Annotated in this window: 20 protein-coding genes and 1 pseudogene; 2 read left to right on the forward strand and 19 right to left on the reverse strand. The window is 61.2% G+C overall.

Features of this window, described 5'->3' with window-relative positions:
• Nucleotides 1-27 precede the first annotated feature (27 nt).
• Nucleotides 28-732, forward strand: coding sequence for a methyl-accepting chemotaxis protein (locus MJP36_RS28000; protein WP_425226355.1), 705 nt, complete (start codon nt 28-30; stop codon nt 730-732).
• A 127-nt stretch (nt 733-859) separates the two neighbouring features.
• On the forward strand, nt 860-2,767 hold the full coding sequence (locus MJP36_RS00225) for a methyl-accepting chemotaxis protein (RefSeq protein ID WP_244384575.1): 1,908 nt from the start codon (nt 860-862) through the stop codon (nt 2,765-2,767).
• 3 nt (nt 2,768-2,770) lie between these two features.
• Here MJP36_RS00225 and MJP36_RS00230 read toward each other — a convergent pair whose 3' ends face one another.
• The 19 genes and pseudogenes from MJP36_RS00230 to MJP36_RS00320 all read right to left on the reverse strand — a co-directional run bounded on the left by MJP36_RS00230 (nt 2,771) and on the right by MJP36_RS00320 (nt 25,889).
• Nucleotides 2,771-3,505 carry an amino acid ABC transporter ATP-binding protein gene (locus MJP36_RS00230; protein ID WP_060754570.1) on the reverse strand — a complete coding sequence of 245 codons (735 nt, stop codon included), beginning with the start codon at nt 3,503-3,505 and terminating at the stop codon, nt 2,771-2,773.
• Complete coding sequence (locus MJP36_RS00235; RefSeq protein ID WP_060754571.1) at nt 3,498-4,457, reverse strand: amino acid ABC transporter permease; 960 nt, start codon at nt 4,455-4,457, stop codon at nt 3,498-3,500. The genes MJP36_RS00230 and MJP36_RS00235 overlap by 8 nt, the downstream gene beginning before the upstream one ends.
• Nucleotides 4,458-4,598: 141 nt before the next feature.
• Entirely contained in the window at nt 4,599-5,396 is a 798-nt protein-coding gene (locus tag MJP36_RS00240; protein ID WP_060754572.1) for a transporter substrate-binding domain-containing protein, read from the reverse strand.
• Nucleotides 5,397-5,615: 219 nt separating this feature from the next.
• Entirely contained in the window at nt 5,616-6,416 is an 801-nt protein-coding gene (locus MJP36_RS00245; RefSeq protein WP_244384576.1) for a transporter substrate-binding domain-containing protein, read from the reverse strand.
• Between the two features lie 148 nt (nt 6,417-6,564).
• A pseudogene (gene mdoH, locus MJP36_RS00250) lies at nt 6,565-9,173 on the reverse strand (glucans biosynthesis glucosyltransferase MdoH).
• Complete coding sequence (locus MJP36_RS00255; protein ID WP_090372265.1) at nt 9,166-10,911, reverse strand: glucan biosynthesis protein G; 1,746 nt, start codon at nt 10,909-10,911, stop codon at nt 9,166-9,168. Before MJP36_RS00255 ends, mdoH begins: the two are co-directional and overlap by 8 nt.
• Nucleotides 10,912-11,178: 267 nt before the next feature.
• Nucleotides 11,179-11,616, reverse strand: coding sequence for a D-aminoacyl-tRNA deacylase (gene dtd, locus MJP36_RS00260; protein WP_060754575.1), 438 nt, complete (start codon nt 11,614-11,616; stop codon nt 11,179-11,181).
• Nucleotides 11,613-12,584 (reverse strand): prolyl aminopeptidase, encoded by a 972-nt coding sequence (gene pip, locus MJP36_RS00265; protein WP_090367329.1) that lies wholly within the window; start codon nt 12,582-12,584, stop codon nt 11,613-11,615. Before pip ends, dtd begins: the two co-directional genes overlap by 4 nt.
• Before the next feature lie 103 nt (nt 12,585-12,687).
• The gene (locus MJP36_RS00270; protein WP_244384577.1) at nt 12,688-13,617 is read right to left on the reverse strand and encodes an alpha/beta hydrolase; all 930 of its coding nucleotides are present in this window, start codon (nt 13,615-13,617) and stop codon (nt 12,688-12,690) included.
• A gap of 73 nt (nt 13,618-13,690) precedes the next feature.
• A complete protein-coding gene (locus MJP36_RS00275) occupies nt 13,691-14,626 on the reverse strand; it encodes a choline ABC transporter substrate-binding protein (protein WP_090367333.1) in 936 nt (311 codons plus the stop codon).
• Nucleotides 14,627-14,804: 178 nt separating this feature from the next.
• The gene (hutG, locus tag MJP36_RS00280) at nt 14,805-15,605 is read right to left on the reverse strand and encodes an N-formylglutamate deformylase (RefSeq protein ID WP_104995288.1); all 801 of its coding nucleotides are present in this window, start codon (nt 15,603-15,605) and stop codon (nt 14,805-14,807) included.
• Between the two features lie 11 nt (nt 15,606-15,616).
• Nucleotides 15,617-16,822: an imidazolonepropionase gene (gene hutI, locus MJP36_RS00285; protein WP_244384578.1), complete on the reverse strand. Its 1,206-nt coding sequence runs from the start codon at nt 16,820-16,822 to the stop codon at nt 15,617-15,619.
• 15 nt (nt 16,823-16,837) lie between these two features.
• On the reverse strand, nt 16,838-18,247 hold the full coding sequence (locus MJP36_RS00290; RefSeq protein ID WP_244384580.1) for an amino acid permease: 1,410 nt from the start codon (nt 18,245-18,247) through the stop codon (nt 16,838-16,840).
• Between the two features lie 184 nt (nt 18,248-18,431).
• On the reverse strand, nt 18,432-19,970 hold the full coding sequence (hutH, locus tag MJP36_RS00295) for a histidine ammonia-lyase (protein WP_244384585.1): 1,539 nt from the start codon (nt 19,968-19,970) through the stop codon (nt 18,432-18,434).
• A gap of 39 nt (nt 19,971-20,009) precedes the next feature.
• Nucleotides 20,010-21,518 carry an HAL/PAL/TAL family ammonia-lyase gene (locus tag MJP36_RS00300; RefSeq protein ID WP_244384586.1) on the reverse strand — a complete coding sequence of 503 codons (1,509 nt, stop codon included), beginning with the start codon at nt 21,516-21,518 and terminating at the stop codon, nt 20,010-20,012.
• A 130-nt stretch (nt 21,519-21,648) separates the two neighbouring features.
• Nucleotides 21,649-22,473, reverse strand: coding sequence for a quaternary amine ABC transporter ATP-binding protein (locus tag MJP36_RS00305; protein ID WP_244384587.1), 825 nt, complete (start codon nt 22,471-22,473; stop codon nt 21,649-21,651).
• Nucleotides 22,470-23,321: an ABC transporter permease gene (locus tag MJP36_RS00310; RefSeq protein ID WP_060754583.1), complete on the reverse strand. Its 852-nt coding sequence runs from the start codon at nt 23,319-23,321 to the stop codon at nt 22,470-22,472. The genes MJP36_RS00305 and MJP36_RS00310 overlap by 4 nt, the downstream gene beginning before the upstream one ends.
• 72 nt (nt 23,322-23,393) lie before the next feature.
• A complete protein-coding gene (locus MJP36_RS00315) occupies nt 23,394-24,359 on the reverse strand; it encodes an ABC transporter substrate-binding protein (protein WP_244384589.1) in 966 nt (321 codons plus the stop codon).
• Nucleotides 24,360-24,428: 69 nt separating this feature from the next.
• Nucleotides 24,429-25,889 carry a purine-cytosine permease family protein gene (locus tag MJP36_RS00320; protein WP_161547699.1) on the reverse strand — a complete coding sequence of 487 codons (1,461 nt, stop codon included), beginning with the start codon at nt 25,887-25,889 and terminating at the stop codon, nt 24,429-24,431.
• Nucleotides 25,890-25,901: the final 12 nt, after the last annotated feature.

Genomic DNA, 25,901 nt, shown 5'->3' on the forward strand with positions numbered 1-25,901 from the left:
GACCAGGTGGCCACCGCCATGAACGAAATGGCTGCCACCGTGCAGGAGGTGGCGCGCAACGCCGAGGAAGCGTCCGAAGCCGCCGTGGCGGCCGACCAACAGGCGCGTGAAGGTGACAAGGTGGTCAGTGAAGCCATCGACCAGATCGAGCGCCTGGCCACCGAAGTCGGCCACTCCACTACCGCCATGGGCGACCTGAAACGCGAAAGCGACAAGATCGGCAGCGTGCTCGACGTGATCAAGTCGGTCGCCCAGCAAACCAACCTGTTGGCGCTGAACGCGGCAATTGAAGCGGCGCGCGCTGGTGAAGCCGGACGCGGTTTCGCGGTGGTGGCCGATGAAGTGCGCAGCCTGGCCCAACGCACCCAGAAATCCACCGAAGAGATCGAAGAACTGATCGTCGGCCTGCAAAGCGGCACCCAGCAGGTGGCCACTATCCTGGACAACAGCCGTGGCCTGACCGACAGCAGCGTCGAACTGACCCGTCGCGCCGGCAGTGCGTTGGCGAGCATCACCCGCACGGTCTCGACCATCCAGGCGATGAACTCGCAGATCGCTACCGCCGCCGAGCAACAGAGCGCCGTCGCCGAAGAGATCAACCGTAGTGTGCTGAATGTGCGCGACGTGTCGGAGCAAACGTCGTCGGCCAGTGAAGAGACCGCCACCTCCAGCGCAGAACTGGCGCGCCTTGGGATCTACTTGCAGACCTTGGTCGGGCGCTTCCGCGTCTGACCCTTTGCTGCGGCGGTCGATCAAGGCCGCCGCAATTTGTGAAACGTCCTACGTAGTTATCAGCCCGCCAACACCTCGAATCGTTTTAGCGTTTTAACCGAACGCTTTTTCTGATTGGAGGCTCATCATGTTTTCTCGGCTGACCCACGTGCTGGTCAATGCCAGCGTCCGTCTCAAGCTCATCCTGGGATTCGGCCAAGTGCTGATCCTCAGTCTCCTGATCGCCATGACCGGCTGGCAAGCCTTGAACACCGCGCTGTATCACACCAGCAGCCTGACGGTGCTAGGGCGATTGGCCGTCGACACAGAAGCCATGCGCGCTGATCGTATCGTTTACCGCACCCTGACGGACGCCGACAGCCTGGCCAAGATGGCCACGAGCATCGAACAAATCGACGCACACCTGGCCGACCTTTCAAGCCGCTTGAAAGACCCCGCCGACCTGCAGCGCTTGCAGGAGGCAACGCGCTGGGTCGCGGATTTCAAGGCCGCCCTGGTGCAATTGCCGCCCTTGATCGAGCAACGCGAGAGCATTCGGCCCGCGCTCAAAAGAACGGCGCTGCAAGCCAGTGAGACGCTCGTCCAGCTCGCCGGCGCATTACCCGACCCAGAAGACGGCAACGCCCATGGCGCCATCGAGCAGTTGCGCCAGGCCATGGAGCAGGCCGAGGAGCGCGTGCAAAGCCCGGCATGGGCCGCACAATCGTTGCAAGCCTACGCCGAGGCCATTGCCAAGACGCTCGACGCGCTGGAAGTCGCCCAGGCCGCAGTCACCACCTTGCCTGTCGACTCGGCGCAGCTCAAAACCGACCTGGCCACCTATCGCGAGCAGCTCACCCGGCTCAAGGACGCGCAGCTCAACACTGAAACCGTGCAAAACCGCTTTGAACAGCAACTCAACCAGCTGCGCGAGCAAAACCTTGCGCTGATTGAAGGCCAGAACGCCCAGGGTGATGACGCCGCGAGCCACACACGTTTCCTGCTGATCAGCGTCACCGTGGCGGCCTTGCTGCTCGGCGGCCTGGCCGCGTGGTGGATCGCCCGGCAGATTGCCATACCGCTACGCGCAATCCTCACCGCTGCCCATCGCGTCGCCGACGGCGACCTGAGCCAAGCCCCCCAGACTGATCGCCATGATGAACTGGGCCAATTGCAACAGAGCATCGGGCAAATGACCCGCAACCTGCGCAACCTGATCAGCCGCATCGGCGACAGTGCCCGGCAGATCGCCAGTGCGGCCACCCAATTGTCCGCCGTCACCTTGCAAACCCGCACGGGCGTGAACAACCAGAAAGACGAAACCGACCAGGTGGCCACGGCCATGAATGAAATGCTCGCGACCGCCCAGGAAGTCTCGCGACACGCCGAACAGGCGTCGGCCGCCGCCCAGGAAGCAGACCAACAGGCCAGCGCCGGAGAACAGGTGGTCGCGCAGGCGGTGGAGCAGATTGGTCACCTGGCGAGTGAAATGGCATTGTCCAGTCGCGCCATGCTCGCCTTGCAGCAGGAGAGCCAGAAAATCGGCAGCGTGCTGGATGTGATCAAATCCGTGTCCCAGCAAACCAACCTGCTGGCGTTGAACGCCGCCATCGAAGCGGCGCGCGCCGGGAGTGCCGGAGAAGGGTTTGCCGTGGTCGCCGATGAGGTACGCAGCCTGGCGCAACGCACCCAGGAATCGGCGGAAGAGATCGAAGGGCTGATTCTGGACCTGAACAAGGGCACCGAGCAGGTGGCGCAGATTCTGGACAGCAGCCGAAACCTGACCGACACCAGCGTCGGCCTGACCCGCGATGCCGGTCAAGCATTGGCGGCGATTGCGCGCACGGTATCGATCATCCAGGACATGAACCCGCAGATTGCCGCCGCCGCCGAGCAGCAAAGCGCGGTGGCCGAGGAGATCAATCGCAGTGTGTTGAAGGTGCGGGATGTATCGGAACAGACGGCGACCGCCAGCGAGGAAACGGCGGCCGCCAGTGTTCAGTTGACGCGGCTGAGCCTGGATTTGCAGACGCTGATTGGCAAATTCAGGCTCTGACGCTTACAGGACCTGGCGTAAAAACGCTTGGGCCCGCGGGTCTTTGGGGGCATCGAAGAACTCGGCCGGGGACGCGTCTTCGAGCAACTTGCCGTGATCGAAGAACAGCACGCGGTCGGCGACTTCGCGGGCAAACCCCATCTCGTGGGTGACGCAGACCATGGTCATGCCTTCCAGGGCCAGGGTCTTCATCACGTCGAGCACTTCACCGACCATTTCCGGGTCAAGCGCCGAAGTGGGCTCATCGAACAACATCACCTTGGGCTCCATCGCCAGGGCGCGAGCAATTGCGACGCGCTGCTGTTGGCCGCCGGACAACCGTGATGGAAACTCGTTGGCCTTTTGCGCAATACCGACTTTTTCCAGCAGTGCCAGGGCCTTGGCCTCGCGCTCTTTCTTGGCGCGCTTGCGTACGACTTTTTGCGCCAGGCAGAGGTTTTCCAGCACGGTCATATGAGGGAACAGGTTGAAGTGCTGGAACACCATGCCGACTTCACGGCGATAGGCGTTCACATCGGTTTTCGGATCAGCCAGCTGCAGGCCGTCGATGCTCACCGAGCCCGAATCGAACGTTTCCAGGCCATTGAGACAGCGCAGGAAGGTGGACTTGCCGGAGCCCGACGGGCCGATCACCACCAGCACTTCGCCCTTGGCCACTTGGGTGGTCACGTGGTCCACCGCGCGCACGACCTGGCCACGGGTATCGAAGACTTTTACCAGATCGCGGACTTCAATCACTTTGCGCGAGCCTCCGCTCAAGCCGGCTGGCCATTTTCGACAGCGGCAGGTTGATCAGCAGGTACAAGCCTGCCACACAGAACAGGATTTCAAATGGCGAGAACGAGGTGGTGATCACCTCCCGGCCGCTTTTGAGCAATTCGGTAATCGCAATCACCGACACCAGCGAGGTGTCCTTCACCAGGCTGATAAACTGCCCGGCCAGGGGCGGCAACACGCGCTTGAAGGCTTGCGGCAATACCACATGCCGCATCGACTGGCTGACACTCAACCCCAGGGAGCGCGCAGCTTCGTTCTGACCGCGGGCAATGGATTGCACACCCGCACGAACGATTTCCGCCACATAGGCGCCGGTAAACAGTGATAACGCAGCCACCCCGGCGAACTCCCGGGACAGGTTGAGCACGGTGCCAATGAAGAAATAGAAAATGAAGATCTGCACCAACAACGGCGTGCCGCGTACCAGTTCGACATAGATCGTCGACAGATCACGCAACGTCGGGTTGCTGGAGAGACGGCACAAGCCGGTCGCCAAGCCGATCGCCAACCCAAGCACCCCGGAGACCACCGATAACCACAAGGTGGTCCACAAGCCCCACATCAGCGGCCCCAACGCCCAATGGCGGGTCACGCCGACCACATCGCCTTCGGCTACGTCATCGCCACGTGCCACTTGCAGGCTGTTGTCGGCCACGCTCAGCTTCTGCTCCACACCGGCGTCGTTGCGCAGGGTGACTTCAGCCACATCGCCCTTGCGCACCAGTTCAACGACGGTGGAGATATCGGCGGCACGCTGGGAGGTCTCGGCCTGGTAGGCGAAGTACTGCGGTACGCGGTTCCAGCGCCACTCGTAGGACATCAGCGAAGTGGCGTAGTACAAGGCGCCAGCCAGGCCGACCAGCACGACCACGGTCAGCAGGTGCCAGGGCCATTGGGCTTTTTTCTGTTTCATTTCACTTTCCGGGATATGTGTCGCCTGTGAGACCGCCTTCGCGAGCAAGCCCGCTCCCACACTCGACCGCATGCTCATGCTGGAACTCGGTCAAATGTGGGAGCGGGCTTGCTCGCGAAGGACGCGACTCGGTCTTAAGCCTTATTCCATGTCCTTGAGCCACTCGGAGCTCTTGAACCACTTGTCATGGATACGATCGTAGGTGCCGTCGTTGCGGATCTGGTGCAGGAAGTTGTTGATGTAGTTGAGGCTGTCGTAATCGCCTTTCTTCAAACCGAACGCCAAGGGTTCGAACGTGAACGGTTCTTCCAGGAACACCAGCTTGCCGTTACCGACTTTTTTCTCGGCGACCACGTTGTAAGGCGCGTCATACACAAAGGCATCGGCCTTGCCGTTGACCACGTCCAGTACACCTTCCTGTTCATTGTCATAGCCATGGTATTTGGCTTTGGAAATCAGTTTTTTGGCGACCATCTCACCGGTGGTGCCGAGCTTGGAGGTCAGGCGGAACTTCTCGTCGTTCAGGTCTTTGTAGGACTTGATGGTGCCTTCCAGGTCTTTACGTATCAGCAGGGTCTGGCCGACGACGATGAAGGGTTCGCTGAAGTTCAGGCGCAGGTTACGTTCCTGGGTCAGGGTCATGCCGCTGCCGATCATGTCGAATTTACCGGTCAGGAACGCCGGGATGATCCCGTCATAACCGGTGGAGACCAGTTCCAGCTTGACGCCCATGGACTTGGCCAGCGCCTTGAGGATGTCGACTTCGAAGCCGATGATTTCACCGCGCTTGTCTGTCATTTCGAACGGCATGTAGGTCGGGTCCATGCCGACTTTGAGCGTGCCGCGCTTGACCGCATCATCGATGGCACCGGCCTGGGCCGCAGTGGCGGCGACCCACGCCGTGACGCCGAGCATCAGCATCGAAAGATACTTTTTCATCATCAAGTCCCCTGGACGGTTCTTATAAGAGCGGCGCGCAAAAGGGCTGCACCATTTCGGGGTGCGATCCTAACCCACTCGTTGCCCGTCACAAAGGTTTCACGGGTAAATGTTATCGGCGTATGTCGGAAATGCCCCACATGGGTGCAGCGAAGCATGGGCGTAGACACATTGCCCTCGTCACTCGTCCATTGGGTTATGTGTAAACAGTTATGACTTTCAGTCGATTTCCGCCATCCAGGCAGTGTCCTTGAACCACTTGTCGTGCAGGCGATCATAGGTCCCGTCCTGGGCCACCTGATTGAGGAAGTGGTTGATCCAGTTGAGGCTATCGTAGTCGCCCTTCTTCAGGCCGAAGGCCAGCGGTTCGAAGGTGAAGGGTTGTTCGAGCACCAGCAACGCACTGTTCTCGGGGCGGGTCATTGCAATCAGGTTGTAGGGCGCATCGTGCACAAAGGCATCCGCCTTGCCCTCCACGACCTGACGCACACCTTCTTCAGGGGTTGCGAAACTGCTCAGGCGCGCCGCGCCCAGAAAGCGCTGCGCCGCCGCCAGCCCGGTGGTACCTGCAGTGGCGGCGACGCGGTACTCGGCACTGTCCAGGTCTTCAATACTGGAAACCCTACCGGCCAGGCTTGGGTGCAGCAGGATGGTTTGGCCGACCACGATAAAGGAGTCGCTGAAATTCAGTTTCAGGTTGCGCTCCTGGGTCACCGTCATGCCACTGCCGATCAGGTCAAACTGCTTGGTCATCAGGCCAGGCAGCAACTCGGTATAGGGTACCGCCACCAACTCGAGCTCGACCCCCAATGCACGGCTCATGGTCTGCAGCAGGTCGATCTCGAAGCCGACGATGCGCCCCTGCTTATCCGTCATTTCAAAGGGGATGTAGGTGGGCGTCGTGCCGACCTTCAGCACTCCCCGTCGAACCGCATCATCGAGGGCACCGGCATTCAACCAACCTGCGTAGATGCCTGCGACAACGCCGATCAGCCATACTGAACCGTACCTCTTGAACATGAATACCCCCGTGGCAAGTCAAATCTGGGGGGCGATGCTACCCCAGCCACAGGCACGGCAATACGCCTCGAATCGAGGTCTTTTGTTTCGAAATAACAAGGAGTTAGAACAAAAAGGAAGAGACACGAAACGCCGTAGGACCAGCGTTTCAAGCGCCCCCGAAGTGAGCCTTCGGGGGCGTCTGAATCAGGCCGGTTGGGCCTGGGACGACAGCGGTTGCAGCGGCAGCAACGGCGCGTGCGGATCAGCCTTGATCGAGGCACGCCAGGCGCCCAGCCATTCGGCGTGACCTTCACTCCAGACCTGCTGGTGCAGGCGGGCCAGGGCTACCGGATCGCTGAGCAGGGCCAGGCGTTCAGCGTTGTTGAGGGCGGCCGGGCCGACTTTCAACGCATGACGCACCCGCTCGGCACGCAGGTGCTCGATCGGCTCCGCCTGACGGTGGCGCGAAGTCGCCAGGGCGCAGGCCAGGGCGTTCTGCTGCGGGTCGACCACCGAGCGCACAAACCCGTCATGCAGGGCGTGCCAACGGTTTTCGTGGGTGTACTGCTCGGTCGACAACAGCGCTTGCGGCGGGTTGTACTCCTCGGGGATCAGGAACAGGCTCTCGTCGCGGGACTTGAGGCCCAACTTGACCCGGCTGGAGATCACCGACACCGGGATCGACAACATCAGCGAGCCGACGATCGGGATCAGCCACCACAGGAAGCTTGGATTCAACCACACCACTAACAATGCCCACAAAAAGCCCAGCACGGTTTGCGGACCGTGGCGCTTGACCGCCTCGCTCCATGGCGTGGAATCGTCGTCACGTTGCGGCGAATTCCAGGTCGCAGCCCAACCGAGGAACGCGGCCAGTACGAAGCGGGTGTGGAAGATCATCCGCACCGGCGCCAGCAGCATGGAGAACAGCATCTCCAGCAGCATCGACAGCGTCACCTTGAACTTGCCACCGAACTCTTTCGCGCCCTTGGCCCAGATCAGGATGATGCTCAGCAGTTTAGGCAGGAACAGCAGCACGATGGTGGTGGAGAACAGCGCCACCGCCTTGTCCGGATGCCATTGCGGCCACAGCGGGTACAACTGGCGCGGCGCCATGAAGTACTGCGGCTCCATCAGGGTATTGACCGCCAGCAGCGCGGTCGACAACACCAGGAAGAAGAACCACAACGGCGCCGACAGGTAGGACATCACGCCGGTGAGGAACACCGCACGGTGCACCGGGTGCATGCCCTTGACCAGGAACAGGCGGAAGTTCATCAGGTTGCCGTGGCACCAGCGACGGTCACGCTTGAGTTCATCCAGCAGGTTGGGCGGCAGTTCTTCGTAGCTGCCCGGCAAATCGTAGGCGATCCACACGCCCCAGCCGGCACGACGCATCAGCGCAGCTTCGACGAAGTCGTGGGACAGAATCGCACCGGCGAATGCGCCTTTGCCTGGCAACGGCGCCAAGGCGCAGTGCTCGATGAACGGCTTCATGCGGATGATTGCGTTGTGGCCCCAATAGTGGGATTCACCCAACTGCCAGAAGTGCAGGCCGGCAGTAAACAACGGGCCGTACACGCGGGTGGCGAACTGCTGCATGCGCGCATACAGCGTGTCCATGCCCGACGCACGCGGCGCGGTCTGGATAATCCCCGCGTCCGGCGTGGCTTCCATCAGGCGTACCAGGCTGGTCAGACATTCGCCGCTCATCACGCTGTCGGCGTCGAGCACCACCATGTACTTGTAGTCACCGCCCCAGCGACGGCAGAAGTCGTCGAGGTTGCCGCTTTTACGCTTAACGCGGCGGCGACGGCGGCGGTAGAAGATCTTGCCGAAGCCACCGGCTTCGCGGCACACGTCCAGCCAGGCCTGTTGTTCGGCGATGCAGATATCGGCGTCGTTACTGTCGCTGAGCACGAAGAAATCGAAGCGGTCCAGGTCGCCCGTGGCGGCCACCGACTCGAAGGTAGCGCGCAAACCGGCAAATACCCGGGGCACGTCTTCGTTGCAGATCGGCATGACCAGCGCGGTACGGGCGTCCTTCGGAATCGGCTCGTCACCGGCACTTTTACCGGAGATGCGGTATTTATCGTGCCCCGTAAGCAGTTCCAGGAAGCCCATCAGCGCAGTCCAGAAACCCGCCGAGACCCAGCAGAACAAGATCCCGAACATGATCAGAATGCTGGTTTGCAGAGCGTAAGGCAGTACCTGCGTGGCGGTTTGCAGCAGGGTCTGGTTGCGGATCTCGTCGAAGTCGACCAGCGACCAGCCCTGGTACGGCATGATGCCCTTCATGTACCAGCCGGCCACGATGGTCTGGCCAAGCATCAAGATCAGCAGGATATAGCGGCGGATCGAACCGACGGTACGCCAGCGCGCAGCGGGCAATACACGCTCGTCTTTCGGCGGCTTGGGTGGGTTGGTGCGACCGGTCAAGCGGCGCCAGCCACGTACCAGGATGTTGGTACGCCATGGCTCAGGCACCACCTTGGTCCGACGGATCGGCGGCGTGGCCTTCAGGCTGACCCGGCCGCTGGCGTCGAGCGCGAGCATTTCGGCGTCTTGCAGTTCCTCGGCGGTACTGAGGGTCAAGCGCGTGCCAACCGACGCCTGGGCGGCGTCGGTCGGTGCGTCGAACGTCTTCGACGACAGGCGTTCGTGCAATTCGCTGAAGGAGGTGCAGCCCGCCAGTTCGGCGCGCTGCTCGGCAGTCAACGGGAGATGCGCCAGGTACTCGGACAGAGTTTCTGGTTTGGCTTGTGAATTACTCATCGGCAGGCAACTGGTAGCTCCAGGTCTCGGTCAGGACTTGTTCGGTCTTGGCCGGCTCTGGGGTGGCAGGGGCAGCTTCGGGCTGTTTGGCTTCCTTGTCTTTCGCATCCTTGGCGTCTTTCTTGGCCTGTTTCTCGTGCTGCTTGGCCAGGACCTTGTCGGCCTTGAGCACGTGGCTCGAGTCCTGCTCAGGCGCCGGAGGAGGAACATCTTGCACCAGCGCCGCACGCATTTCGGTCGGCTTGCCTGCGTCCTTGATCTTCATTCGCAGGGTCAGGCGCCAGCCTTTGGTGTGCTCGTTGTAACGCACGCTGTTTTCAACCAGTTCGGCGTTGTCGCCGACACTCACCTGGCTGCGCACCGGGGCGTCCGCAGGCAGTGCCTTGAGGGACGGGCCCTCGAAGTCCACCAGGTAGGCCACGCTGCCGTCGGGCTGGCGAATCAGGTTCGACTGCTTCACGTCACCGGTGGAACGCAGGGTCTGCTTGACCCAGGCGCTATCGCTAGGGTGCAGGGCTTTCTCGTCCATGGTCCAGTGCAAGCGGTAGGAAACGTCCAGCGGCTGGCCGACTTCAGGCAGGTTTTCCGGGCTCCAGAAGGCAACGATGTTGTCGTTGGTTTCATCGGCGGTCGGAATTTCCACCAGGCTGACGGTGCCTTTGCCCCAGTCGCCCTCGGGCTCGATCCAGGCGCTTGGGCGCTTGTCGTAGTTGTCGTCCAGGTCTTCGTAGTGGCTGAAGTCGCGACCGCGTTGCAGCAGGCCGAAACCTTTCGGGTTTTCCACGGCGAAGCTGCTGACCGACAGGTGTTTAGGGTTGTTCAGCGGGCGCCAGATCCACTCGCCGTTACCGGCATGGATCGACAGGCCGCTGGAGTCGTGCAGCTCACGACGGTAGTTGAGCACCTTGGACGGCTGGTTGGCGCCGAACAGGTACATGCTGGTCAGCGGGGCAACGCCCAGCTTGCTGACCTTGTCGCGCAGGAACATCTGGGACTTGACGTCGACAATGGTGTCGGCGCCCGGACGCAGGGTCAGGCGATACGCGCCGGTGGCCCGTGGAGAGTCGAGCAAGGCAAAGATCACCAGTTGTTTCTCGCCCGGTTTCGGACGCTCGATCCAGAACTCGGTGAAACGCGGGAACTCCTCGCCGGACGGCAAGGCAGTGTCGATCGCCATGCCACGGGCGGACAAGCCATACGTCTGACCCTTGCCGACAACGCGGAAATAGCTCGCGCCCAGCATGGTCATGATTTCGTCTTGCTTGTCGGCCTTGTTGATCGGGTACAGCACACGGAAACCGGCATAACCCAGCTGTTCGGTGGCTTTAGGGTCAAACTTCACGTCGCCGAAATCGAAACGAGTCGGGTCGTACTTGATTTCCTGGACGCTGTCGGCGGTCACTTCGTTGATTTTCACCGGTGTATCGAAATGCATACCCTGGTGATAGAAGGACAGTTTGAACGGGGTGTTCTGATCAGCCCACTCGGCTTTTTCGTTGCGGAAACGAATCTTCTGGTAGTCAGCGAATTTCATTTCGCGGAATTCGTTTGGCAAATTGCTGCGCGGAGCTTCGTATTTTTGCCCGGCCAGCTCTTTTGCCTTGGCCGACACATCATCCAGACTGAATGCCCACAGTTGACCCGCGCCGAACAGGCAAAACAGGGCAGAGCCCGTCACCAGTGCGTTTCGTAACCGTTTGGCAGACAATTTTGGTGCATTACAGGGACTAACAATCACGAGCAACCCTCGCCGAAAACAGATCAAAAAACCAACGGCCAGCTATCTATATGCCAGGTTGGCGAGCATTGTTCCGACTCCCCTGGGTCAAAATGATTCCCCAAAAGGCTATCGGACAAGTCTCTACCTAAGTCAAAAATGGACCAAACAACGCTGATCCCCGTAGCGCGCGATTATCTAGTAGCCCGCGAAACAACGCATCAGGGACAACGAAGTATTTGTAGTGAAACCCTGCGTTTTTAGGCATTAAAGTCGTTTTTAATACATTCATGTCTGTAAGAGGAAGGTCACAGGGCCATCATTGACCAAATGCACCTGCATATCAGCGCCAAAACGCCCTGACGCTACCTTGCCATGCAATTGTTGCGCTTGTAACAGCAAGTGTTCAAAAAGCGCCGCTCCCAGCGCCGGAGGGGCCGCCGTGGAGAAGCTCGGCCGCAGCCCGCTCTTGGTATCCGCTGCCAGGGTGAATTGCGACACCAGCAGCAAACCACCGTCGATGTCCTTCAAAGACAAGTTCATCTTGCCCTCATCATCGCTGAACACTCGATAGTTAAGCAGCTTGTGCAAAAGTTTGTCGGCGCTCTCGGGCGTATCTGAAGGCTCGACGGCGACCAGCACCAGTAAACCCTGGTCGATCGCCCCTACGACATCGCCCGCCACCTCGACCCGGGCGCCGCGCACCCGTTGCAACAAGCCCTTCATGCTTCTTCAGGCGGCAAGTCAAGCAGGTTGCGGGCCATTTCCCCGGTGGCACGCACCAAAGCATCGGTGATGCCGGGTTCGGATGCGGCATGGCCAGCCTCGCGAATAACCTGCAGCTCACTGTTGGGCCACGCCTGATGCAGTTCCCAGGCGTTATCCAGTGGGCAGATCATATCGTAGCGGCCATGGATGATTACGCCAGGCAGATGGGCGATCTTGTGCATGTCGCGAATCAGCTGGTCGGGCTCGAGGAATGAGTTGTTAGTGAAGTAATGGCACTCGATGCGAGCGATGGACAGCGCACGCTGCGGCTCGGCAAACCGCTCCACCTGCGCAGGGTTGGGGCACAAGCCCAGCATGCGCCCTTCCCAGGTCGACCACGCCTTGGCCGCGTGCATCTGGGCGATCTGGTCGTTGCCGGTCAGCCGCTTGTGGTAGGCGCCGAGCAGATCGTGGCGTTCATCCTGCGGGATAGGCGCGAGGTAATCCTGCCAGTAATCCGGGAACATGCGGCTGGCGCCCTCCTGGTAAAACCAGTGGATGTCCTTGGGACGAGCCAGGAAAATGCCGCGCACGATCAGGCCATGCACGCGCTCCGGGTGGGTTTGCGCGTAGGCCAGGGCCAGGGTCGAGCCCCAGGAGCCACCGAACAGCACCCATTTATCGATGCCCAGGTGTTCGCGGATGCGCTCCATATCGGCGACCAGATCCCAGGTGGTGTTGTTTTCCAGGTTGGCGCGAGGAGTGGAGCGCCCGCAGCCGCGCTGGTCGAAGGTGACGATGCGGTACAGGTTCGGATCAAAGTAGCAGCGGCTGTTGGCGTCGCAACCGGCACCGGGGCCACCATGGATGAAAATAACCGGCAAGCCTTCGGGAGAGCCACTTTCATCGACATACAGCGTGTGGACGTCATCGACAGCCAGATCGTGCCGGGCGTAGGGTTTGATCTGCGGGTACCAAGTCTGCATTGCGCGCTCCGTAGGGTGTCGGGTTCATCCCTGGGGGGACGTCTATTATTTTGCCGTCTGGCATCATAAACCCGAATTGTGCAATGAGCATGTCCTTGAGCAATTAGACCTGTGTCAGCACTTCGCTCCTCAGGAACTGCAGCAGATAGTCATACAGCCGATCCACCTCCGGCACTTGGCCGCGTGCGCGCAAACAGCCATGGATCAAACCTTTGCCCGGGTACAGCACGGCATTGACACCCGCCGCTTGCAAGCGCTCGGCATACAACATGCCGTCGTCGCGTAGCGGGTCGAATTGGGCCACCACGACCAGGGCGCTGGGCAAACGGCGCAAGTCCTCGGCCAACAGCGGCATGGCATAAGCCGATGGCTTGCCTGCACCTTGCAGGTAAAGCCGCGCGTAATAATCGGTGTCGTCGGTACTGAGCAGCGGCGCGTCCCTGCAATCACGACGCGACGGCAAATCGGCCGGGCCACCCAAGCCTGGGTAAATCAGCACCTGAGCCTTGGGCAACGCTTGGCCAGCATCCCGCAGACCCTGGCACAACGCCGCTGCCAGGTTGCCGCCGGCACTGTCGCCGATCACCACCAGACGTTGCAGGTTGATAGCGTGGGGCGCCTGCCCTGCCTGGACCGCCTGCCACACGTCGCGGCAATCGTCATAAGCTGCCGGGAACGGATGCTCCGGCGCCAAGCGGTAGTCGATGGCGATGACCAGCACTTGCAGCGTGCTGGCCAGTTCGAAGCAGATGAAATCATGGGAATCCAACCCACCGACTACCCAGCCACCGCCATGTATATAAAAAAGACATGGCCAGCCATCAGGTGGAGTGGACGCAGTCGGCAGATAACTGCGCACGCGCACGCCGGCCAGGGTGAAGTCACCGACCTGCAAGCCCGCTGGTTTTGGCGGGGTGAATGCCTGGCACATGCGGTCGTAGTTCTGGCGCAAACTGGCCAGGGATGAGTCGTCACTGGTGAAAGATTCGGTTTTGGCGATGAAAGCAGCAAGCTGCGGAGAAATTGGATACATGCGCGCATATCCTTAGCAATGAAGATCAAACTGTGGGAGCAACCTTGCTCCCACATTTGGATTTGTGATTGCCTCAGGGCTTGAGGCTGGCCTGAACCGCTGCCGTGCCATCACTGCCATCAAACGCTTGGACCCCGGCCAGCCAGCGCTGCAAATCCTCGGGGTGATCACGCAGCCACTGCCTGGCCACATCCTGGGGCGACTGGCGTTCCATGATCGGTACCATCAACTGGCTTTCCTGGGCGGCAGTGAAAGTCAGGTTTTCCAGCAGCCGGTTCGCATTGGGGCAGCGCTCGGCGAAGTCCGGCGCGGTGACGGTGGAGACCGTGGCGCGGCCTTCGTCAGGGCCAAACACATCGTCACTGCCGGTAAGGTAGGTCATCTTCATATTGATGTTCATCGGGTGCGGGGTCCAACCCACAAACACCACGAACTCCTTGCGATTCACTGCGCGCTGCACCGCCGCCAGCATGCCGGCCTCCCCCGAAGCGACCAGCTTGAAACCGCCGAGGCCGAAGTGGTCGGTGTCGATCATTTTCTGGATATCGGTGTTGGCCCCGCTGCCGGGCTCGATGCCATAGATCTTGCCGCCCAGCTTGTCCTTGAAGCGGGTGATATCGGCGAAGGTTTTCAGGCCCGCATCCGCAACGTATTGCGGCACGGCCAGGGTCGCCTGGGCGTCGGCGAGGCTGGGTTTGTCGAAGACCTTGACCTGCTTGGCCGCCAGGAACGGCGCGATGTTGTTGTCCATCGCCGGCTTCCAGTAACCCAGGAAGATATCCAGGCGCTTGTCGCGAATCCCGGCAAAGATGATCTGCTGCACGGCGCTGGTCTGCTTGCTGTCGTAGCCCAGGCCGTTGAGCAATACGTCGGCCATGCCGGAGGTGGCGATCACATCGGTCCAGCTGACCACGCCCATACGGATGTTTTTGCAGGAACTTGGCTCGGCGGCCATGGCATTCGCGCTGAGCAGCACGGCGCCCGTGAGGGACAACAACAGTTTTTTCATGGATGCGGGCTCACTCGGCTGTTTTTATTCAACAACCTTACCCAGCAGGGATGCGCCCAACACGAACGGTGGCGACCGACAGTTGCACTGTGGCGACTGTACACGCGTCATCGGGGGCAAGCCCCCTCCCACCTTTGATCGGGTTCACACAGCTAGGGGCATTGCTCCCGATGACAGTTCAGCCGTAGCGCTTTTGCCCCCAGGCCAAAAACGCCTCCAGCAACTGCTTCAACACCACGCGTGTCGGCTCGGCCAGGTCCGCGCGATAACGGAACGGTTCGAACTCTTCCATATAAGTGCACTGCCCCAATTCCAGTTGCACGGCATGGATGTCCTGGGCCGGGTTACCGTAGTGCCGGGTGATATGCCCACCCTTGAAGCGCCCGTTCAGCACATGGGTGTACTGCGGATGGCTGGCGCAGATAGCCTCGAGCTGACTGGCCAACTCCGGGTCGCAGGCGGCGCCGTTGAACGTGCCGAGGTTGAAGTCCGGCAATTTCCCGTCGAACAGGTGCGGGATGACCGAACGGATCGAGTGCGCATCGAACAGCAAGGCATAGCCGAACTCGGCCTTGAGCCGTGCCAGCTCCTCTTGCAGCGTGCGGTGATACGGCCCCCAGACCTTTTGCAGGTAGCTGGCGCGCTCGCTCTCGTCAGGTTCCAGCCCTTCACGGAACAACGGCACGCCGTCGAACAAGGTCGCCGGGTACAGGCCGGTGGTTGCACCGACATACAACGGCTTATCGTCAGACGGGCGGTTAAGGTCGATCACAAACCGCGAGTACTCGGCCGCCAGGGTGCTGGCGCCCAGTTCTTCGGCAAAGTCATACAACGTAGGGATGTGCCAGTCGGTGTCCGGCAGGCTTTGCGCCTCGGGGATCAAACCGGCTTCGACGGCCGGCGTCAGGCGCACACCGGCGTGGGGCATGCTGATCAACAGGGGCACGCGGCCTTGCTTGAATGTCAGAACCTTATCCACAACAACACTCCTCAAACAGTGACGTCGACGCCATGGCGCACAACGCGTTTATCCAACTCCCCGCCCAGCCAGTAGGCCAGATCGGCGGGACGATCGATCTGCCATGCGACAAAATCCGCAACCTTGCCCACTTCCAGCGAACCATGGGTGTCCCCCATCCCCAGGGCGGTGGCCGCATGTTGGGTGGCGCCGGCCAGGGCTTCTTCCGGGGTCATGCGGAACAGGGTGCAGGCCATGTTCAGCATCAGGCGCACCGACAGCGCCGGCGAAGTGCCGGGGTTGAGGTCGCTGGCGATGGCGATCTTCACCCCGTGCTTGCGCAGGGCGTCCATTGGCGGCAGTTGGGTTTCGCGCAGGAAGTAGAACGCGCCCGGCAGCAAGACGGCGACGGTGCCGGAGGCGGCCATGGCGATGGCGTCGGCTTCGGTCATGAATTCCAGATGGTCCGCCGACAACGCGTGATAGCGCGCCGCCAGGCTGGAGCCATGCAACGATGACAGTTGCTCGGCGTGCAGCTTCACCGGCAGGCCCAGTTGCTGGGCGACTTGGAAGACACGCTCCACCTGCTCCGGGGAAAACGCCAGGTATTCGCAGAAGGCATCCACCGCATCCACCAGTCCTTCGGCTGCCAGGGCGGGCAGCATCTCGGTACAGATGTGTTCGATGTAAGCGTCGGCACGATCCTTGTATTCCGGCGGCAATGCGTGGGCAGCCAGGCATGTCGCACGCACGCTGACCGGGAGAGCTTCGCCGAGGCGCCGCGCAACCCGCAGCATCTTGCGTTCGTTGATCAGGTCCAGGCCGTAACCGGACTTGATCTCTACCGTGGTCACGCCGTCACGCAACAAACTGCACAGGCGCTTGCGGCTGCTTTCGAACAGTTCGTCTTCGGTGGCGGCACGGGTGGCGCGCACGGTGCTAGCAATACCGCCACCCTTGGCCGCGATTTCGGCATAGCTGACGCCTTCCAGGCGCTGCTCGAATTCGCCGCTTCGATTGCCGCCGAACACCGTGTGGGTGTGGCAGTCGATCAGCCCGGGGGTAACCCACGCGCCTTGCAGGTCATGCACCTGGGCGTAGTCCGCCGTCGGCGCCTGGCTGCGGGGGCCGATCCACTCGATGAGCGAACCTGCGGTGACCATGGCGGCATCCTCGATGATCGAGTACTTGCCATGAGCCATGGTTGCGACGTGGCAGTGTTGCCAAAGCATTTTCATCAACGCCTCCCTAAGTTAACGATGAGACAGAACCGACTCGTAATGGACCTTGGCCGCTTGTCCGGCAGCGGGCTTGACCCACAGCAGGTAAGCCACCACCAACAACACGATCCATACAGCCCCGACCAGCAAAGCGGCCTGGGTGTCCGGGAAGTACCCCAGCACGCCAAACACGAACAGCATGAAGACGATGGCCGCAGCCGGCGCATAGGGCCAGAACGGCACCGGAAATTTCAACTCGGCCACTTGCTCCCGGGTCATGGAACGGCGCATGGCCACCTGGGTGAACAGGATCATCAGCCACACCCACACGGTGGCAAACGTGGCAATCGAGGCGATCAGCAGGAACACGTTTTCCGGGATCAGGTAGTTGAGCACCACACCGCCGAGCAACGCCGCGCCCATCACCACCACGGTCATCCATGGCACGCCCTGCCGGGACAACCGGGCAAACCCCTTGGGCGCCTGCCCTTGCTGGGCCAGGCCGTACATCATGCGACCGGCGCCGAAGATGTCACTGTTGATGGCCGATACCGCCGCCGAAATCACCACGATATTGAGCAGGGTCGCTGCCGAGCCGATGCCGAGGTTGCTGAATATCTGCACAAACGGACTGCCCTGGCTGCCGATCTGCGGCCATGGGTAGATCGCCATCAATACAAACAACGTCAGCACGTAGAACAACAGGATGCGCAACGGCACGGCGTTGATCGCCTTGGGGATCACGCGTTGCGGGTCTTTGGCTTCACCGGCGGTGATGCCGATGATTTCAATGCCGCCGAAGGCAAACATCACCACCGCGAACGAAGCGATCAAGCCACCGACGCCGTTAGGCATAAAACCGCCATGGGCCCAGAGGTTGCTCAGGCCACTGGCCTGGGTTTCACCGGCCGAGTGAATGCCCAAGAACATGATGCCCAAGCCGCCGAGGATCATCGCGACAATGGCGCCGACCTTGAGCAGCGACAGCCAGAACTCCATCTCGCCAAAGACTTTGACGTTGCACAGGTTCAGGCCGCCGATCAGAAACACGATGCCCAGCACCCAGACCCAGCGCGCAACTTCCGGAAACCAGAAGCCCATATAGATGCCGAAGGCGGTGACGTCGGCGAGGCAGACGATGATCATTTCAAACGCGTAGGTCCAACCGAGGATGAAGCCGGCCATAGGCCCCAGGTAAGTACTGGCGTATTGGCCAAAAGAGCCGGCCACCGGGTTGTGCACCGCCATCTCGCCGAGGGCGCGCATTACCATGAACACGGCGGCGCCGCCGATCAGGTAGGCCAGGAGCACGGCAGGACCGGCCATCTGGATGGCGGAGGCGGAACCGTAGAACAACCCGGTGCCGATGGCCGAGCCGAGTGCCATGAAGCGAATATGTCGAGCTGAAAGCCCGCGTTTCAAACCCTTTTCTTGCTGGTGCATTTCTCTTCCCTAATTATTCTTATCCCGAGAAAAACCGAGCCTGTAGTGAGCGGGCTTGCCCCGCGCTGGGTGGCAAAGCCGCCCCAACAAGGGCACCGCGGTTCTTCAGATAGACCGAGGTGCCTGGTATCGGGGCGGCTTCGCCACCCAGCGCGGGGCAAGCCCGCTCACTACAAGTTTGCGGTTAGAGGCTTGGCAACAACTTGGCCGGCACCAGTTCATTCAGGCAGCGGCTGGCGAGCAGTTCGCTGGCGGCATTGATGTCCGGGGCGAAGAAGCGGTCCTTGTCGTAGAAACCGACTTTAGCGCGCAACAGGCCGCGGGCTTTTTCCAGTTTCGTCGAGGTTTTCAAGCCATCGCGCAGATCCAGGCCCTGGCAGGCAGCCAGCCATTCCACTGCCAGGATGCCACGAGTGTTTTCAGCCATTTCCCACAAACGCTTGCCGGCAGCTGGAGCCATCGACACATGGTCTTCCTGGTTGGCGGACGTCGGCAGGCTGTCGACACTATGGGGATGGGCCAACGCCTTGTTCTCACTGGCAAGCGCCGCCGCCGTCACCTGGGCGATCATGAAGCCGGAGTTCACCCCGCCATTGCCCACCAGGAACGGCGGCAGTTGCGACATGTGCTTGTCCATCATCAACGAGATCCGACGCTCGCTCAGGGAGCCGATTTCGGCGATGGCCAGGGCGATATTGTCAGCAGCCATGGCCACTGGTTCGGCGTGGAAGTTACCGCCGGAGATCACGTCGCCTTCGGCAGCAAATACCAATGGGTTGTCCGACACGGCATTGGCTTCCACCACCAGCACTTCGGCAGCCTGGCGGAACTGGGTCAGGCAGGCGCCCATGACTTGCGGCTGGCAGCGCAGGGAGTACGGGTCTTGCACCTTGTCGCAGTTCTGGTGCGACTTGGACACTTCGCTGCTGTCGCCCAGCAGGTCACGATAGGCCGCTGCCGAATCGATCTGCCCACGCTGGCCGCGTGCCGCGTGAATGCGCGCATCGAACGGCGAGCGCGAGCCGAGCACGGCTTCCACGGTAAGGCCACCGCACGCCAGGGCGCCGGCGAACAGGTCTTCGCCTTCGAACAGGCCACGCAGGGCATAGGCCGTGGACACCTGGGTACCGTTGAGTAGCGCCAGACCTTCTTTGGCGGCCAGGGTCAGTGGCGTCAGGCCGGCGATTTTCAGCGCTTCGGTGGCTTCCAGCCATTGGCCCTTGTAACGCGCCTTGCCTTCGCCGAGCAGCACCAGCGACATATGGGCCAATGGCGCCAAGTCACCGGAGGCACCCACCGAGCCTTTAAGCGGAATGTGCGGGTACACCTCGGCGTTGATCAGCGCGATGAGCGCGTTGATGACCTGGCGGCGAATCCCGGAGAAGCCACGGCTCAGGCTGTTGACCTTGAGCACCATGATCAGCCGCACCAGCGCATCGCTGATCGGCTCGCCGACGCCGGCGGCGTGCGACAGCACCAGGGAACGCTGCAGGTTTTCCAGGTCTTCGCTGGCGATACGGGTCGAGGCCAGCAAGCCGAAACCGGTGTTGATGCCGTAGGCGGTGCGGTTCTCGGCGAGAATCTGCTCCACGCAGGCGACGCTGGCATCGATCTGCGCCGTGGCGCTGTCATCCAGGCTGAGGGTTACCGGCTGTTGGTAGATGGCCCGCAGTTGGGCAAGACTCAGTTGGCCTGGAATCAGATTTAGCGCAGTCACATTCATACTCCTTGTGAATTATTCTTTTGAATACGGGATAGGGGTTCAGTGCAAATTCGGTAGTGCAGTGTCTTTGAGCAACTGGGCGGCGGCTGCAATATCCGGCGCCAGCCAGCGATCCTGCTCGTACGCGGGGACCACTTCACGCAGCAAACGCCAGGCTTTGTCGGTGCCTGCGCCGAAGCGCTGATCTTTGAGGAATTCAAATGCCTGGGCCGCCAGCAGGTACTCGATGGCCAGGATCTGGGTGACGTTGGCCAATAGCTGATGCAGTTTGAGCGCAGCGTTGGTGCCCATGCTCAGGTGGTCTTCCTGCAGGCCCGAGGTGACGAAATTGTCGAGCACCGCCGGTTGCGCCAACTGACGGTTCTGCCCGCACAGGGAAGCGGCCACGTACTGCACGATCATCATCCCGGAGTTGACGCCGGGGTTGCTGACCAGGAATGCCGGCAACCCGCTGACATGAGGGTTGATCAGGCGGTCCAGGCGACGTTCGGCCACCGAGCCGATTTCGGCCATGGCAATCCCCAGCAGGTCGGCCGCCAAGGCGACGGACTGGCCGTGAGGATTGGCCTGGGACACAACGCGGTAGTCGTCCGGCGTGCCGAGCAGCAACGGGTTGTCAGTGGCACTGTTGAGTTCGGTTTCGATCTGGCGGGTAGCATGTTCCACTTGATCACGCGCCGCGCCGTGGATCTGGGGGATCGAACGGATGCTCAGCGCGTCCTGGGTGCGGATGCCTTTGCTGCTGGCGATCACCTCGCTGCCGTCGAGCAAGGCGCGCAGGTTGATGCCGACCTGTTGCATGCCGGGGTGCGGTTTAAGCGCGATGATTGCTTCGTCGAACGCATCCATTTGCCCGCGCTGCGCCTCGAAGCTCATGGCCCCGATCACATCGGCCCATTGCAGCAGATGGTGGGCATCGGCCAGGGCCAGGCAGCTCAGGCCGGTCATGCACGGCGTGCCGTTGACCAGGCACAGGCCGTCCTTGGCGCCAAGCGCCACCGGCTGCAGACCTTCCGCATCCAGGGCCTGTTGCGCCGTGACGATCCGACCGCGATAGCTCACGTTGCCAACCCCCAGCAAGGCCACGCCGACATGGGCCATGTGGGTCAGGTAGCCCACCGAACCCTGGGACGGTACTTGCGGCGTGATGCCGTGGTTGAGCAGCGCCAGCAGCGAATGCACCACCTGCGGGTGCAGGCCGGATTTGCCATGGCTGTAATTGATCACGGCCGCGCAAATGATTGCGCGGGTCTGTTCGTCACTCAGCACCGGGCCGACGCCACAGGCATGGCTCAACAGCGTATTGCGCGACAGTTGGCTGAGCTGCTCACCCTTGAGCGACACATTGCACAGCGCGCCCAGGCCAGTGTTCACGCCATAGGCGCGCTCACCGCTGGCGACGATGCGCTGCACGATGGCCTGGGCATTGTCGATCCGCGCCCAGGCCTGCCCCGAAAGCTCGAGTACCGCGCCGTGACGGGCCACGGCGACCACGTCCTGCCAACGCAGCGGGGCGTCGGCGATGATGATTTTTGCAGGCTGGGACATCTTCATACCTTTTGATCGCTCCCACGCTCTGCGTGGGAATGCCGCCTGGGACGCTACGCGTCCCGCTGTAGGGAGTGACGCAGAGCGTCACGGGATGCATTCCCACGCAGAGCGTGGGAACAATCATCATCTAGACCACCGCCGCCCGCCGCTGAACAAACCGGTCCACATACTCATCCGCAGGTGAGTGCAGGATCTCCCGCGGCGTACCGACCTGGATCAGCTTGCCGTCCTTGAGGATCGCAATGCGGTTGCCGATGCGCACGGCCTCATCGAGATCATGGGTGATGAACACGATGGTTTTGTGCAGGGTCTTCTGCAGCTCCAGCAATTGGTCCTGCATCTCGGCGCGGATCAGCGGGTCGAGGGCGCTGAAGGCTTCGTCCATCAGGATGATGTCGGTGTCGGCCGCCAACGCACGCGCCAGGCCCACGCGCTGGCGCATGCCACCGGAGAGCTGGTGCGGATATTTTTTTTCGTAGCCTTTGAGGCCCACGGTTTCGACCCAGTGTTGGGCACGTTCGGCGCAGACCTGCTTGCTTTCACCGCGCACTTTCAGGCCATAGGCGACATTGTCGAGCACACTCTTGTGGGGCAGCAGGCCGAAGCTTTGGAAGACCATGCTGATCTTGTGTCGACGGAATTGGCGCAGGGCCTCCATGTCCAGTTGCAGTATGTCTTCGCCGTCCACCAGGATCGCGCCGCTGGTAGGGTCGATCAGGCGGTTGAAGTGGCGTACCAGCGTGGACTTGCCGGAGCCGGACAGGCCCATGATCACGAAGATCTCGCCGGTGGCGATGCTCAGGGACAAATCGTTCACGCCGACCACACAACCGGTCTCGGCCAGCACCTGGTCCTTGGTCTTGCCCTGGCCCACCAGCGCCAGGGCTTCCTGGGCGCGGTTGCCGAAAATCTTGAAGACGTTTTTAACTTCGATTTTGCTGACGGTAGTCATTTGCTCGCCTCATGCCGTGGACGCCCATAGGCCTGGGTAATGCGGTCAATGACCACTGCAAGAATCACGATCGCGAGGCCCGCTTCAAGGCCACGGCCGACGTTGAGAGTCTGGATGCCGACCAGCACATCTTCACCCAAGCCACGGGCGCCGATCATCGAAGCGATCACCACCATGGACAACGCCATCATGGTGGTCTGATTGATCCCGGCCATGATGCTCGGCAGGGCCAGCGGCAGTTGCACACCGAACAGTTGTTGCCAGCGGTTGGCGCCAAACGCGTTGATGGCCTCCATGACTTCGCCGTCGACCTGGCGAATCCCCAGGTCGGTGAGACGAATCAGCGGCGGTGCGGCGTAGATCACCGTGGCGAAGATCGCCGGCACCTTGCCCAGGCCGAACAACATCAGCACCGGGATCAGGTACACGAAGCTGGGCATGGTCTGCATGATGTCCAGCAACGGCATCAATACCGAACGCAAGCGGTTGCTGCGCGCCGACAGAATGCCCAAGGGAATGCCAATCAGCACCGAAATCACTGTGGCGACCATCATCAGCGCCAGGGTTTGCATCAGTTTGTCCCACAGGCCAACCGCGCCCACCAGGAACAGCAGGCCAACGATGACGGCAGTGGTGACCACTTTGCGGGTGGCGTGCCACGCGACGCCACCGACGATGACCAGCATCAGCCACCAGGGGGCTGCGCGCAGCAAGCCTTCCAGGTTGACGATGGCCCATAGCAGGGTGTCGGAAATGTGCCGGAACACATCGCCGTAGTTGGTGACGAGCGAGTCCACCCAACCGTTGACCCAGTCGGCAATGGAAAACGTAAAACTCTCAGGAAACATAGCGTGCTCTCGATCCAGTGGGTTGTGGGCAGGCACCCGGCTCGCCCCTCAGGGTAGCCGGGTACGCTTGACCTACAAGGCCGCGTCGATTTTCTTGGCTGCGTCGTCGCTCACCCATGCGTGCCAGACTTCAGGATGTTCCTTGAGGAACAGTTTCGCCAGTTTTGGCGACTCAATTCGCTCTTTGGCCATGCGGCCCAGGTTCTGGTTCAGCAAGTCGATCGGCAGGTTGACCTTCTCCAGCACGGCCACCAGTTCCGGCGCCTGCTCGTGGAAGGTCTTGGACAAGCCGACCTTGATGCTCACGCTTTTATCCACACCCGGTTTTTCTTCCAGCTTGACCAGGTCGACCTGGCCCATCAGCGGCGTCGGCGACCAGTAGTAGAACAGGATCGGCTCGCCACGCTTGTAGCTCGACAGCACCGCCGCATCCAGCGCGGGGCCAGTGCCCGGACGGAAGTTGGTGTAGGTGCTTTCCAGGCCGTAGCTTTTGAGCATTTCGCTGTTGTCCAGCTCACAGGTCCAACCGGCCGGGCAGTTATAGAAACGGCCTTTGGACGGCTCTTCCGGGTCCTTGAAGACCGCGGCGTATTGGGCGAGGTCGGCGATGTTCTTCAGGCCCGGTGCCTTGGGTTCCAGCTTGCGCTTGGCGTCGCCCTCGATCACATAGCGCGGCACATACCAGCCTTCGATAGCGCCGACCACAGGCGCACCGACGCCGACGACTTTGCCGGCCTTCTCGGCTTTGTTCCAGACTTCGCTGCGGCCGACCCACTCTTCGGCAAACACTTGGATGTCATTGCTGCTCAGGGCGTTTTCCATGGTGATGGAGTTGCCCGGCAGGCTGTCGGTTTTGCAGCCGTAGCCTTTTTCAAGCACGGTTTGCAGGATGTCGGTGAGCAACATGCCGCTTTCCCAGTTCAGGCCGGCAAACTTCACCGGTTTACCGGATTCGCACCAACCTGCTGCCTGGGCACCAGCGCTGGCGAGTAAACCGGCACAGAGCACGCTGGCCAGCAGGGTCTTATTCATTTTCATTGTTGTAACGCTCCCAAACTTGAAATGGATTACGGCAGTCAGTAGGCATCCTGCCCTGTCCACGTCCCATCAGGCTTGTGCAGCCAGCCCGTTTGTCGTTGTTGGTGTAGCGCCCTGCTCTACCGGCAGGATCAGGTGGTCGGGTACCGTGCCGTGCCATTTTTTCGCACACACGTAATACAGGGCCGCCGGCAGTACCAAGCCGATGATCCAGGAAATGTCCACGTCACCCAGGGCGGCGACCAGGGGACCGGTGTAGAACTTGGTGGAGATAAACGGCAACTGCACCAGCACGCCGAAGACATAGACGCTGATACCGAGCAGGTTCCAGCGACCGTAACGACCGTTCGGGTCGGCCAGCGCCGGCACGTCATAGCGCTCGCGGGTAATGCAGTAGTAGTCCACCAGGTTGATCGCACTCCAGGGCGTAAAGAACGCCAGCAGGAACAGGATGAAAGACTTGAACGCCCCGAGGAACGAATGCTGGCCGAGCAACGCGATCAGGGTTGCGGTGCCGACAATGACCAGCACGAACACCAGGCGCTGCAGGCGCGTGACCTCCAGGCGACCGCGAAAGCCGCTGATGATGGTCGCAATGCACATGAAACTGCCGTAGGAGTTCAGCGTAGAAATGGTGACCTTGCCGAACGCGATGCTGAAATACAGCAACGCAGCGGTGGCCCCCGTACCGCTCAAGCCAACGATGTAGGCCACTTCGTGACCGGCGAACTGCCCGTTGGACATGGCTGCCGCGAACACGCCGAGGATCATCGCCACCTGTGCGCCGACGACCGAACCTGCGCCGGCGGCGAAAAAGGTTTTCACCGATGACGTCTTGCTCGGCAGATAACGCGAGTAGTCCGCCACGTAAGGGCCGAAGGCGATCTGCCAGGAGGCCGCGAGCGACACCGCCAGCAGAAAACTGCTCCAGCTGAAGTGGCGGATCTGCAGCAGAGCGCCAATGTCGGTCTGGCTCATCAGGCGACTGAACAGGTACACAAAGGCGATCACCCCAATCACGCTGGCGACACGGCCGATGAAGTGGATCACGCGGTAACCCAGGACCGTGACCAGCACGATGACACTGGCAAAGAGCAGGATGCCGACGCTGTCGCTGACCCCGAACAACTGGCCCAGCGCCTGACCGGACAACACCGTCCCGGTGGCGGTGAAGCCGAGGTACATCAGACAGACCAGCACGATCGGGATGGCTGCGCCATACACGCCGAACTGCACCCGGCTGGAGATCATCTGCGGCAGGCCAAGCTTGGGCCCCTGCGCCGCATGCAACGCCATGACGCCCCCGCCGATCAGTTGGCCGATCAACAGACCGATCAACGACCAGAACACATCACCGCCCAGCACCACGGCCAGGGCCCCGGTGACAATCGCGGTGATTTGCAGGTTGGCACCCATCCACAGGGTGAACTGGCTAAATAGACGACCGTGTCTTTCCGCTTCCGGGATGTAGTCGATCGAACGCCTTTCGATCAACGGGGTGGTGCTTGCACGTGCGTCATTTGCAGCCATGTGTGTTCAACC

This window comes from Pseudomonas palleroniana, assembly GCF_022836895.1.
Lineage (GTDB): Bacteria > Pseudomonadota > Gammaproteobacteria > Pseudomonadales > Pseudomonadaceae > Aquipseudomonas > Aquipseudomonas palleroniana.